This window comes from Phormidesmis sp. 146-12, assembly GCF_052939495.1.
In genome coordinates this window covers 99,856-112,308 of the sequence record NZ_JBJPHS010000011.1, presented here as the reverse complement: position 1 = coordinate 112,308, position 12,453 = coordinate 99,856, and the positions used below count along the sequence as shown (strand labels likewise).

Here is a 12,453-nt window from a genome sequence, read left to right as displayed (position 1 = left end):
TGGACACTGGCACTATTTTACTGGCTACACCTTCCTATTTCCAATAAAGTCTAGTGACGATTTTAAAAAGTGATGACTGAGGCGCATTTTACTCGACTCGGCTGATTCTGAACTGAGATATTTATTTTTGTGAAGTTTTTTGTGAAGAAAGTGTCCAAACTGAGAAAGCACCATCAGGTCAGCATCCTGAGTTATCAAGAAACACTGACTTTGAGACTGGCCCTTCCTTAAGCCACCCATGATATGAAGTACATATGAAGTAACATAGTGAGTCTCCCCATCCGGTCGTTCTTCATCTTTTAAGACGATTTGCCTTCGTAAGTTGCTCCTTGAAGAACTCAAATTTTTTACGATCGCTTCCTACCACAGGGATTGCCAGCAGAAAGGATCTTTTATAATATTTTTACTTCATCCTTTTTTCAGGTCAGGCAATTTCCGCATCGATCACTATTTGCTTAGTCACGATTCAAGCAAGCTCGTAAAAGCGTCGAACGTTTAGGTCTGCAAACCTGCTGAACGGGTCAACGTTGAAGCTAGAGGCAGCTTTGTCAGTGAGCGCAATAGACGTTCTGCTTCTGTTTGTCAGTGAACTTGACTAGCACAGTTTTTTAACTGATTGTGTGATCTATGTCATTCATATTTTATCTACTCAGGCTTTTAGCGCTTTGATTTTGGCAGTGAACGCCGCGATCGCTCAGAGCATCCCAACCTTCGATTTCTTCCTAGAAGAAACAAAACTCTCATTGAAATGAACGAAATGAACCATCCCATGATCAACGCAAGTGCAAATTTAGAGAACAGTCAAGAATCGGATGCAGGGTATGCAGGGCAACGGTGGTTAGTCGAAGAACGGGATGCCTGTGGGGTGGGCTTTATTGCCGATCGCCAGGGAAAAGCCAGCAGTGATCTGGTCACAAAAGCCTTGTCTGCCCTCGCCTGTCTTGAACATCGGGGAGGATGTAGCGCCGATCAAGATTCTGGGGATGGTGCGGGGTTGATGACAGCGATTCCGTGGGAGCTTTTGCAGCAGTGGGCAGCTTCTCAGGGGATTTCACCACTACAGACGGCGCAGGTTGGCGTGGGCATGGTCTTTTTGCCCCAAAAATTAGAAGATACGGCAACGGCAAAACAGGTCATTGAGCAAGTTCTGGCTGAGGAAGGATTGACGCTGTTGGGCTGGCGAGTGGTGCCCGTAAAGCCGAGTCTGCTGGGCATTCAAGCGAGAGAAAATCAGCCGCAGATTGAGCAACTAATAGTACAGTCCAATTTCCAGGAAGACGCGCTAGAACGTCAGCTTTATCTCGTTCGCAAACGGATTCACGGCATTCTCAATCCCACTTCAACCAACAAAGCGGGTATCTCAGAGTGCTATTTTTGCTCGTTCTCTTGCCGGACGATCGTCTACAAAGGCATGGTGCGATCGGCGGTCTTGGGCACCTTTTACGAAGATTTGCAGAATCCTGCTTACCAGAGTGCTTTTGCGGCTTATCACCGTCGCTTTAGCACCAATACGTTACCCAAATGGCACCTGGCTCAACCGATGCGATTGGTCGGTCACAATGGCGAAATCAATACCCTGTTGGGCAATGTGAACTGGATGGTAGCGCGGCAAGCGGATATTGCTCATGCTCACTGGGGCGATCGAGTCGAGTTGCTCAAGCCGACTGTCAATCCTGAAAACAGCGATTCGTCCAATCTGGATAATGTGCTGGAACTGCTGGTGCGATCGGGGCGCAGTCCGATGGAAGCCTTGATGATTCTGGTGCCAGAAGCTTACAAAAATCAGCCCGACCTGACGGATCATCCTGAAATTACCAATTTTTACGAATATTACAGCGGCATTCAAGAGCCTTGGGATGGCCCGGCGCTGTTGGTGTTTAGCGATGGGAAACGGGTGGGGGCGACACTCGATCGCAATGGTCTGCGTCCGGCTCGCTATTGTCTGACTAACCAATACGTTATTGTCGCTTCAGAAGCTGGCGTGGTGGATATTCCAGAGTCAGAAGTGATCGAGAAAGGCCGACTGGGGCCGGGACAAATGATTGCTTTTGATCTCGATTCTCATGAAGTTCTCAAAAACTGGGAACTCAAGCGGCGAGTCGCTTCCGAAAATCCCTATGGCGAATGGTTAAAGCAACGCCGCAGCATTCCCGCTCAACCGCCGACCGAAACGACGCTGATGGACGGTCAGATGCTGCTGGGTCATCAAACCGCCTTTGGCTACACGTCTGAAGATGTGGAAATGATCATTCACGAAATGGCGGCTCAAGGCAAAGAACCAACTTTTTGCATGGGCGATGACATTCCGCTGGCGGTGCTGTCTACAAAACCTCACCTGCTCTACGATTATTTCAAACAGCGCTTTGCTCAGGTAACCAATCCGCCGATCGACCCCCTGCGCGAAAAGCTCGTAATGTCTCTGACGATGCAGCTTGGAGAACGCGGCAACCTGCTGGAAGCCAAGCCCGAATATACCAATTTGCTGATGCTGGAGTCGCCCATTTTGGATGACAGCGATCTGGAGCAGGTGCGGCAGTCTGGTCTAGAAACGGCTAACTTATCGACGTTGTTTGAGATTGCCAACGGCCCCGAAGGCTTGAGACGGGCTGTGACGGAACTTTGCCAAAAAGCAACGGAGGCTGTTCGGGCAGGTCAGAAAATTTTGGTGTTGAGCGATCGCCTCACGCCCTCTGGACAATTCACCCATCTCAACACAGATTACAGCTACATTCCGCCGATGCTGGCTGTGGGAGCCGTTCATCATCATCTGATTCGTCAGGGCTTGCGAATGAAAGCGTCGATCGTTTCAGATACCGCTCAGGCTTGGAGTACTCATCATTTTGCTTGTCTAATTGGCTACGGTGCGAGTGCGGTCTGTCCTTATTTGGCGCTCGAAACGGTGCGTCAGTGGTGGTCTGATTCGCGCACCAAAGCCTTGATGGAACGAGGCAAAATCAAAGCGGCCAGTCTGTCAGCAGTGCAGGCAAACTTTAGAAAGGCGATCGAAGACGGTCTGCTCAAGATTCTTTCTAAAATGGGGATTTCGCTGCTGTCGAGCTACCACGGGGCGCAAATTTTTGAAGCGATCGGCATTGGTTCTGATTTGCTCAACCTGGGATTTACCGGAACGGCTTCTCGGTTGGGCGGTTTGAGCGTGACGGATCTGGCTCAAGAAGTGCTGTCTTTCCACTGTCGCGCTTTTCCTGAACTGAATGCCAAAAAGCTAGAGAACTTTGGATTTGTGCAATATCGTCCCGGTGGCGAGTATCACATGAACAGTCCCGAATTGGCGAAACATTTGCACAAAGCCGTCGCGACCAAGAGTTTCGACCATTACGACCTGTATCAAAAGCATTTACAGAACCGGCCCTTGACTGCCCTGCGCGACTTGCTGGATTTTAAGAGCGATCGTCCTTCTCTGCCCATTTCAGAAGTCGAATCGGCGGCTGAAATTGTCAAACGGTTCTGTACGGGTGGGATGTCGCTGGGTGCCCTGTCTCGCGAAGCGCATGAAGTGTTGGCGATCGCCATGAATCGCATCGGCGGCAAATCCAATTCAGGAGAAGGCGGTGAAGATCCGGTTCGCTTTAACGTTCTCAATGATGTCAACGAAGGCTTGTCTCCGCTGTTGCCTCATCTGAAAGGCTTGCAGAATGGTGACACCGCTAATTCGTCAATTAAACAGGTAGCATCTGGTCGATTTGGCGTGACTCCTGAATATTTGATGAGCGCCAAGCAGATCGAAATCAAGATGGCTCAAGGCGCAAAACCGGGCGAAGGTGGACAGCTTCCTGGCCCCAAAGTCAGCCCTTATATTGCGATGCTGCGCCGATCGAAACCGGGCGTCACTCTAATTTCTCCGCCGCCTCACCACGATATTTACTCGATCGAAGACTTGTCCCAACTGATCTTTGACCTGCACCAAATCAACCCATTGGCTCAGGTGTCCGTCAAACTGGTCGCCGAAGTAGGAATCGGCACGATCGCCGCTGGGGTCGCCAAAGCCAACGCGGATATCATTCAAGTCTCTGGTCACGACGGCGGAACGGGTGCCTCTCCCTTAAGCTCGATCAAACATGCGGGAAGTCCGTGGGAATTGGGTCTGACTGAAGTTCACCGCGTTCTCATGCAAAACCAACTGCGCGATCGCGTCACCCTGCGAGTCGATGGCGGCATCAAAACGGGCTGGGATGTGGTCATGGCAGCGCTGATGGGCGGTGAAGAATATGGCTTTGGGTCGATCGCCATGATCGCTGAAGGCTGCATTATGGCGCGGATCTGCCACACCAATAACTGTCCGGTCGGCGTAGCCAGCCAAAAAGAAGAACTGCGGAAACGCTTTCCCGGTACGCCGGAACATGTGGTCAACTTCTTCTACTTTGTCGCGGAAGAAGTGCGATCGCTCCTGGCACGTCTGGGCTACCGCTCTTTGAATGAGATCATTGGTCGAGCGGATTTGCTGAAACCTCGTGAAGTTAGCCTGACTAAAACCACGAGTCTGAATTTAAGCTGTTTGACTCAGCTACCGGATACTCGTCACGATCGCACCTGGCTGACTCATGAATCTGTCCATAGCAACGGCCCAGTTCTGGATGATGAATTGCTCAGGGATGCTGGCATTCAGACCGCGATCCGGGATCAGGGCAGTGTGACAAAAACCGTTCGAGTGGTGAATACCGATCGCACCGTCGGCAGTCGGATTGCAGGCACGATCGCCAAACAGTACGGCAACACAGGCTTTGGTGGTCAAATTTCGCTCATCTTCCAGGGCAGCGTGGGCCAGAGTTTTGGCGCATTCAATCTGCCTGGGATGACGCTGATTTTAGAAGGTGAAGCCAATGATTATGTCGGCAAAGGCTTACACGGCGGCGAACTGATTATCAAACCAACCGCTGACGCAGCCTACGATCCGTCGTTGAACGTGATCATCGGCAACACCTGCTTGTATGGAGCCACGGGCGGCAGTCTATTCGCCAATGGTCAGGCGGGAGAACGGTTTGCAGTCCGAAACTCGAAAGCTCAAGCCGTGGTTGAAGGAGTCGGCGATCACTGCTGCGAATATATGACGGGGGGAACGATCGTCGTTCTCGGTCGCAACGGTCGCAACGTGGGCGCAGGCATGACAGGCGGTTTAGCGTACTTTTTGGACGAAGACGGCAGCTTTCAAGCAAAGGTCAACCCAGAGATTGTCAAAGTCCAGCGGGTGATTTCTCCAGCAGGTGAGCAGCAGTTGAAGGAATTGATCGAAGCGCATCGCGATCGTACAGGCAGCCCCAAGGCCAAAGCGATTTTGGCGGACTGGTCAACCTATTTGCCCAAATTCTGGCAGGTCGTGCCCCCCTCTGAAAAAGACACCCCCGAAGCCAATCCCGAAGTGACGACTGAAAAGATACTAACCCCCGCCTCTTAACTCAGTCTCAATCGATTTAAGAGGATGTCTAAACAGGTGTCGTTCATTGCATTCACCCGCCCTGGATTGAAATCCGGGCTAACGCTGCGAACTCCGTTGAAACGGACTCAAGACGCTGAAATGGCTCCGGAGTCCCTTCAGGGGACTTTCCTCAGCTAGCCCGTACTTCCAGTGCAGGGCGGGACAGCATCGAAGCAAAGAAACTCTGGTCAGCATCAGTAGCCCCTTTTTGTGAGTCAAGCCCTAAACTAAAAGTACCTTTACGAGTTGAAGTGATGTCCCTATCTCAAGACATCGTTTTTCCGCCTGGTGACATTTACAGCGACGAACCCCCATTGGAAAGCGAACTCCACCTGCGGCAACTGCTGCTTCTGATTCGATGTTTGGAACTGTGGTGGGACGATCGCCAGGATTTCTACGTCTTTGGCAATCTGACCATCTACTACAGCCCTCGCCAACTCAAGTCTGAATTTTTTCGCGGCCCGGATGTCTTCGTCGTGTTGGGCACTGAGCGGAAAACCCGCAAAAGTTGGGTTGTCTGGGAAGAAGACGGCAAATATCCCAACGTGATTATCGAGTTGCTGTCAGACAGTACGGCGAAGGTCGATCGCGGTCTCAAAAAGCAAATTTATCAAGACACCTTCCGCACGCCTGAATACTTTTGGTTTGACCCTAATACGCTGGAATTTCAGGGATTTCGGCTGATGGCTGGCGAATATCAAGCGCTACAGCCCGATTCTCAAGGCTGGCTCTGGAGCCAACAGCTTGAACTTTATCTGGGCATCCATCAGCGTCAGCTTCGACTCTTTAGCCGTCAAGGGCAGCTCCTTCCCACGCCCGAAGAATGGGCAGAAGCAACACAACAGCAACTAGAAGCAACACAACAGCAACTAGAAGCAACACAACAGCAACTAGAAGCAGCACAGTCCCAAATCGAGAACGAACGCCTTCAGAAAGAACGACTTGCCGAGAAACTGCGCGAGTTAGGAATTGACTTAGAAACGCTTTAGGTTCAACAAAGGGCTTTGATCTAGCGATCGCTACTTGTAGCTGTGCTTTGTAATATCAACGATCGCTTGATAGAAATTAGGTGGATATTCAGCTAGACGATTGCACAGATATAGATGCCATTCTTGACCATAGGGAAGGTAGACGCGGGTACGATATCCCAACTCACTCATCGTTTTCAGACGCTCTGGTGTTACCCCTTGTAGCATTTCAAATTCGATTTTTGCAGAGACAATATTTTGCTCCTGAATCAATTTGTGTGCATCATTTAGCAAAGATTGGTCGTGCGTTGAGATCGAGCAAGAATGCCCACTTTTTAGAAGCGTTTCTATTAGCTGACGGTAGGCGGTGTCAAGTTCAGCACCTCTCGATCGCGCGAGATTTGATGGCGCTTCAAAGGCTCCCTTGACCAACCTAATTTTGCCTGGGCGCTGCAAGGCGTTAGCTAAATCATTCGAGGTTCGATGTAAGTAAGCTTGCAGTGTGATGCCAACGTTATTGAATTGCTCACATAGACGCTGATGGATTTCTAAAATTAGAGCGGTTCGATCCGTTCCTTCCATGCTGATCATCATTTCTAAACCCGTTTGTTGAGCAGCTTCAGCCAAAATAAAAGCGTTTTTGTAGCCAAGTTCCGCATCAATGACCATACCAATGTGGGACAAATCCAGAGAGATAGAAGCATCAAGATTTTGATTCGCGATCGCTTCAATCACGTTCAAAAATTCCTGTGTCGCGTGTTCTGCCATTTCAGCATCACGAGTGCTTTCACCCATAAAGTCAATAGTGACGGCATGACTTTGCTCATTCAAAGATTTTGTAATTTCGACACAGTTTGTTAGCGTCTCACCCCCAATAAAACGCATTGCTGCATGACGCAGAGCTTGATAGATCGGTGGATGTTTCAAAACATATAACTTAACTGTTTCATCCAGTGCAATGTGCCGCAATGCCTCAGCCGCTTCAAGTTCAACACTCATATTGTTCAATGCTTCTCACGAATGATTTACCGGAAGCATCCCAATTGTGTAGCACAGTCTTTCTGCCCTCACCCTAACCCTCTCCCCAAGGAGAGGGAACAAGAGATCTGACTCCCTTCTCCCTGGGGATGAGGGCAATCCGAGATTTTGCACAATTAGGATGCTCCCGATTTACCTGGATGATGGATAAACTTTCTGATACTTTTCAGGCTCGACGTATTTGCCGTCACATTCAGATTTGATTCTGATTTCTTGGGCGACAAAGCGATCGTTCTCAAATTGATATCGTCCAAAGCTTCCGCAGTCTCCAATCCCTCGACTTTTGGTAAAAACAGTCAGTTCTTTTTTAGATGAATCATAAGTAGGATAACCCACTAACGTGTTGTCAACTAGCTTTTCTCCACGTTCGCCAATCTTCAATAAATTGAGCGGTTTAGATTGAGTTTGACCTGCACTTTCGCTTAACAAATAGTATTCATAGGCTCCCTGATAAGCGCCAAAATTGCACATAATTTGAACAATGTATTTCTGATTGCCCACTCTCAAAAAACTGGATCTTTGAAGGGCATCTGGTTGAGAACCATAAGGACATTTCTGTAAGCGATCGACAATCCGAGATTGATAAGGAGAAAGTTTTGTTTCAGCTTTTTGAGCCAGCGATTTAGCAAATGTTTGGGAAGTAAAAAGTAACGTTGTTGCTAATAAGACTGAACTAACTTTAATCAGATTGAAAGGCATTTTTTCTCCAAAAAATAAGACCACAAAAAAAGGGCCGCCTGTTAGCAACCCCTTTTACAACTAACAGCTAGTACTGTGGAACCGAAGCGTCTACTTCTTGGCTCCAGGCAGTAATTCCCCCTTTCAAATTGGTTCCTTCAATTCCGGATTCTTTGAGAATTGCCAGCGCTTTTGCCGATCGCCCCCCCATTTTGCAATGAGCAATCAGCTTGTGTCCGTTGAGCAATTCTTTCACCTTTTCGATGCCTTCGCCCTTCTCAATATCTGGCAGGGGCACCAAAATTGAACCAGGGATCTTGGCAATCTCGTATTCATTAGGATTGCGAACATCGAGGAGAATGTAGTCTTGACCGATCGCTCCACTGTCAATCAGTTGTTTCAGTTCTTGAACCGTCATTTCTGTCATGTTTGCACGCTCCTTCTCTTCGGCTGCTTTTGCTTGAGGAATGCCACAAAACTCTTCGTAGTCAACCAGTTTCTCAATCACAGGGCGCACCGGATTGGGTCGCAGCTTCAACTCTCGAAACGTCATATTCAAGGCGTTGTAAAGTAGGAGCCGTCCGCTCAAAGTCGTGCCCTGTCCGAGAATAATCTTGACGGCTTCTGTCGCCTGGATGGTGCCAATGATGCCGCACAAAACTCCCAAAACGCCACCTTCAGCGCAAGAAGGAACGAGTCCAGGAGGCGGTGGTTCGGGGTACAAATCGCGATAGTTGGGGCCGCCTTCGTAATTGAACACGGTCGCCTGACCTTCAAATCGGAAGATCGAACCGTAAACGTTTGGCTTGCCTAACAACACGCAGACATCATTCACTAGATAGCGCGTCGGAAAGTTGTCGGTTCCGTCAATCACCAGATCGTAGGGACGAGCAATATCCAGCGCATTCTCGGCACTGAGGCGCGTTTCGTACAGATCGACTTGACAAGTAGGATTGATTTCGAGAATGCGACTTTTTGCCGACTCGATCTTAGGCTTGCCGACCCAGGAGGTGCCGTGAATGATTTGGCGATGCAAATTGGAGCTATCCACCGTGTCAAAATCGACGATACCGATTCGTCCGATCCCAGCGGCAGCGAGATAGAGCAACAGGGGAGACCCTAGCCCACCCGTCCCGACACAGAGGACGCTGGCGGCTTTGAGGCGTTTTTGACCATCTAGCCCGACTTCTGGCAAAATAATGTGCCTTGAGTAACGAGCGTATTCTTCATTGGTTAACTGAATATCATCCAGATTGGGACTTAGCATGGCGGCGGATGAAAGTGAGTGTTTTCTGAACGTTGAAGCGATCGGGGATCACAGTCGCATTGTGAGAATTTCTTCGGGTTGAAACTGGTGAGCCTCATCCAGCGTCCAGCTTTGCCAATCGATCGCCCGTCCCGACTGAACCGAAACGATCGCATAAGAATACTCCTGCCAGGCAAGCTGACGATCGCACTCCGAGGGCAAGGCTGGATTGTCAGGATGAGAATGATAAATGCCAATGAGGGTGAGGTTGCGATCGCGGGCTTCTCGCATCGTTGCTAACATCGCTTGGGGTGCAATCGAGTAACGGCGAGTTTTGGGGATCGCAGCTTCATCGGCGTTCCAGGTATTTTCGATCGGTTTGACCTCAATGACCGTTTTGCCCGTGGGGTCGATCGTACCCAGCAGCAAACCACAGCACTCTTCGGGATAGGTGCCTTGTGCATGAGTGACGATCGTCTGAAGCTGCTGAGAATTGAGTTTGAGAACCACTACAAATGCTGTGCAAATCCAGAGATCTATTCTATGACAGGATCAGGATGCGAAAAATTATAGAGTTGTGAAGAGTGTTTGAGGGACTGCAAATTTCTGCGTAGTTGGGCTGATGAGCGATCGGCTATGATTTTGACATGGAGTTTGAGTGGGATCAGTCAAAAGCAGCGGCTAACCTGAAGAAGCATAATGTCAGCTTTGAAGAAGCTAAAACTGTCTTTGATAACTGTCTTTGAGAATACGTTGGCAGTTATTTTTGACGATGAGGCTCATTCAAAAGATGAGAGGCGCGAGATTATAATTGGACATTCTCAGAGCGATCGCTTGCTGTTAGTTTCGTTTACCGATCATGGTGATGTTTGAGAAGTATAAAAAGTCAGGTCGTAGGTTGGGTAGAGCCTTGCGAAACCCGACATCCTAGAAGCCGTTGGGTTTCATGTTTCAACCCAACCTACACATATTTAATTCGCGATCCTAGGCTCGTTGAAATCCTTTGCTTCCCTTTTTGTCGCCTTTGTTTTTGGGCTGAGATTTGGTGACTTCTGACAGCGCTTCTTGAAAGAGATTGTGTAAATGAATCGGTACGCTGGCAATTTCTGGAAGTTCTGGTTCGGTGGATTTTTGGTACGATCGCAGCAATCCACCCAAATCGCGCTTAAGTTGAAAGTCTGGCTGCTGCAAAAACTCTCGCAAAATCTTCTCTAATTGAGTTGGATAAGTTTCTGCTAATCGATACCAAACAAAGGCGTTAATCGTCGGGTCTTCTAAATATTTGCGAATCAATTTATCAGAACCTTTTACACTTTGCCAATCGTCGCTTTGCAGAAGATCAGTGAATTGTTGATAGTTCGTTAAAAGCGATTGCCCCCATTTGGGATGTGCCAAAACGGTCACTTGTTCTGCTTTCTTGATATCAGGAGGCAGGTTAACTTGAGGAGCGGCCATTTTCAACGAGTCTTTGCTTTTGAGCATTTTTGCAGCGGCTTGAGAATCCATCTCCATCGCTTCGGCCGCTTCTTCCAATTCCTCATCGGTCATGCCTGCATCAGTGGCAATTTCTGCGAGAGATTTAGAACTGTCCACTCCGGCAGCTTCTAAACTGCGCTGCGTCATAAACTCTTGAAACTCAGCCACCTTTTTGCCCAATTGATAGCCCGGTAGCGTCAGTTCGTCGCTGCCAAAAAATTCAAGAAAATCTTGGTGATAGCGATCGACTGATTTCCAGGCTTCCTCCAACAATTCTGGCGCGTCGCCATAGAGATCTGGCTTGTGATTTTGTTTGAAGTTGCCGATCGCGACCGCTAGTTTTGGCTTGCCCAAATTGCCCATCTGAGTGTACGAACTGAAGAACGTCCAGTAATCTTCAACGGGCGCAATTCGCGTTAACAAAATTTCTCCCAGCTTAAATCGAGACATGTCCTCTAGCATTGCCGGATCGTTGGGCTTCACGATGTAGGTTTTATCTGTCAGCCAGTTTCTCAACTCAAACCCATCGGGTAACATTTGCTGAACCACAAACAATCCTGTAAAGTTGCGGTTCCATTCAGCTAGCAGTTGGCGATCGCCTTCCGATAATTCTGTTTCGCTTTCGATAAATAAATCGATCGGTGTTTTCTCTCCGATTCGTCCAGCGCTCAAAAAAGTGTCAACGACTAAATCACGCTGCCTGGTATCTTTTTGCTGCGATTTTGCCAATTGTTCAGCCGTGAAAGCCTCCAAAGCAGTGGCCAACTCTCCCTCAGCGTCATAGACAAAATCCGTCAACGCCTGTTTTAGCGCTCTTGTCCGCTCTAGAATAGAATTCACGCTCTAACCTCCGATCGCATTTGGCTAACATAGCCTTCACTGTACTCGTAGAAACGTATCTTACGATAGATTTTTGAGTCCATGTCTAAGTCATATCAGCATCTCGATTCGATTACAGCCTTGTTTGTAGCGGTATTACTGATCTCGAATATTGCATCTACCAAGATTGTTGATTTTGGTTGGTTCACCTTTGACGGGGGAACGTTATTGTTTCCTCTTAGCTATATTTTTGGTGATATTTTGACAGAGGTTTACGGGTATCAGAGATCGCGAAAAGTAATCTGGTTAGGATTCTTCTCAGCATTGCTGATGTCATTAACTTTAATTATTGTTGGAGCACTTCCTCCAGCCGCAGATTGGCAGTATCAGACGGCTTACGAGCAGATTTTAGGGCTGGCTCCTCGCATCGTTATCGCTAGCTTGATCGCTTATTTTGTCGGTGAATTTTCTAATTCCTGGATTTTGGCAAAATTGAAGATTGTCACTCGTGGAAAATGGCTTTGGAGCCGCACGATCGCTTCCACACTGGTTGGTCAACTTCTAGACACCGGAATCTTTGTTCTGATTAGCTTTACAGGAGTCGTGCCTGATTCGCTGTTGCTGACACTAATCATCTCAAACTACCTGTTCAAATGCGGCATTGAGATTTTGTTTACGCCCATTACCTACATTTTGACAAGCTGGTTAAAGCGTCAAGAAAGAGAAGATTTTTATGATGTGAACACGAACTTTAATCCTTTTGCCTTAAGGGAATCGAAGCGATCGACTTCCTAAAA

9 protein-coding genes are annotated in these 12,453 nt (G+C 48.4%); 4 read left to right on the top strand and 5 right to left on the bottom strand.

Annotation, left to right across the window (positions count from 1 at the left end; all coding sequences use genetic code 11):
- Positions 1 to 748: 748 nt before the first annotated feature.
- A complete protein-coding gene (gene gltB, locus ACKFKF_RS07660) occupies positions 749 to 5,410 on the top strand; it encodes a glutamate synthase large subunit (RefSeq protein ID WP_446867166.1) in 4,662 nt (1,553 codons plus the stop codon).
- 275 nt (positions 5,411 to 5,685) lie between these two features.
- Positions 5,686 to 6,420 (top strand): Uma2 family endonuclease, encoded by a 735-nt coding sequence (locus ACKFKF_RS07655; protein WP_446867164.1) that lies wholly within the window; start codon positions 5,686 to 5,688, stop codon positions 6,418 to 6,420.
- Positions 6,421 to 6,450: 30 nt separating this feature from the next.
- Here ACKFKF_RS07655 and ACKFKF_RS07650 read toward each other — a convergent pair whose 3' ends face one another.
- The 4 genes from ACKFKF_RS07650 to ACKFKF_RS07635 all read right to left on the bottom strand — a co-directional run bounded on the left by ACKFKF_RS07650 (position 6,451) and on the right by ACKFKF_RS07635 (position 9,871).
- Entirely contained in the window at positions 6,451 to 7,398 is a 948-nt protein-coding gene (locus ACKFKF_RS07650) for a proline dehydrogenase family protein (protein ID WP_446867162.1), read from the bottom strand.
- A gap of 171 nt (positions 7,399 to 7,569) precedes the next feature.
- Complete coding sequence (locus tag ACKFKF_RS07645; protein ID WP_446867160.1) at positions 7,570 to 8,136, bottom strand: DUF1176 domain-containing protein; 567 nt, start codon at positions 8,134 to 8,136, stop codon at positions 7,570 to 7,572.
- A 67-nt stretch (positions 8,137 to 8,203) separates the two neighbouring features.
- Positions 8,204 to 9,382: a molybdopterin-synthase adenylyltransferase MoeB gene (moeB, locus tag ACKFKF_RS07640; RefSeq protein WP_446867159.1), complete on the bottom strand. Its 1,179-nt coding sequence runs from the start codon at positions 9,380 to 9,382 to the stop codon at positions 8,204 to 8,206.
- A gap of 48 nt (positions 9,383 to 9,430) precedes the next feature.
- Positions 9,431 to 9,871, bottom strand: a complete 441-nt coding sequence (locus tag ACKFKF_RS07635) for a M67 family metallopeptidase (protein ID WP_446862422.1) — start codon at positions 9,869 to 9,871, stop codon at positions 9,431 to 9,433.
- A gap of 137 nt (positions 9,872 to 10,008) precedes the next feature.
- Here ACKFKF_RS07635 and ACKFKF_RS07630 point away from each other — a divergent pair, with 137 nt between their 5' ends.
- A complete protein-coding gene (locus ACKFKF_RS07630) occupies positions 10,009 to 10,107 on the top strand; it encodes a BrnT family toxin (protein ID WP_446862423.1) in 99 nt (32 codons plus the stop codon).
- Positions 10,108 to 10,345: 238 nt separating this feature from the next.
- On the opposite strand, the gene ACKFKF_RS07625 is transcribed toward ACKFKF_RS07630, so the two are convergent.
- The gene (locus ACKFKF_RS07625) at positions 10,346 to 11,677 is read right to left on the bottom strand and encodes a hypothetical protein (RefSeq protein ID WP_446867158.1); all 1,332 of its coding nucleotides are present in this window, start codon (positions 11,675 to 11,677) and stop codon (positions 10,346 to 10,348) included.
- An 81-nt stretch (positions 11,678 to 11,758) separates the two neighbouring features.
- Here ACKFKF_RS07625 and ACKFKF_RS07620 point away from each other — a divergent pair, with 81 nt between their 5' ends.
- Complete coding sequence (locus ACKFKF_RS07620) at positions 11,759 to 12,451, top strand: queuosine precursor transporter (RefSeq protein WP_446862425.1); 693 nt, start codon at positions 11,759 to 11,761, stop codon at positions 12,449 to 12,451.
- Positions 12,452 to 12,453 lie beyond the last annotated feature (2 nt).

What these genes read in the sequence shown, in the direction of transcription:
- ACKFKF_RS07655 (WP_446867164.1), top strand. Translation starts at nt 5,686, where the DNA reads ATGTCCCTATCTCAAGACATCGTTTTTCCGCCTGGTGACATTTACAGC.
- moeB (WP_446867159.1), bottom strand. Translation starts at nt 9,382, where the DNA reads ATGCTAAGTCCCAATCTGGATGATATTCAGTTAACCAATGAAGAATAC.
- ACKFKF_RS07620 (WP_446862425.1), top strand. Translation starts at nt 11,759, where the DNA reads ATGTCTAAGTCATATCAGCATCTCGATTCGATTACAGCCTTGTTTGTA.
- ACKFKF_RS07645 (WP_446867160.1), bottom strand. Translation starts at nt 8,136, where the DNA reads ATGCCTTTCAATCTGATTAAAGTTAGTTCAGTCTTATTAGCAACAACG.
- ACKFKF_RS07630 (WP_446862423.1), top strand. Translation starts at nt 10,009, where the DNA reads ATGGAGTTTGAGTGGGATCAGTCAAAAGCAGCGGCTAACCTGAAGAAG.
- ACKFKF_RS07650 (WP_446867162.1), bottom strand. Translation starts at nt 7,398, where the DNA reads ATGAGTGTTGAACTTGAAGCGGCTGAGGCATTGCGGCACATTGCACTG.
- gltB (WP_446867166.1), top strand. Translation starts at nt 749, where the DNA reads ATGAACGAAATGAACCATCCCATGATCAACGCAAGTGCAAATTTAGAG.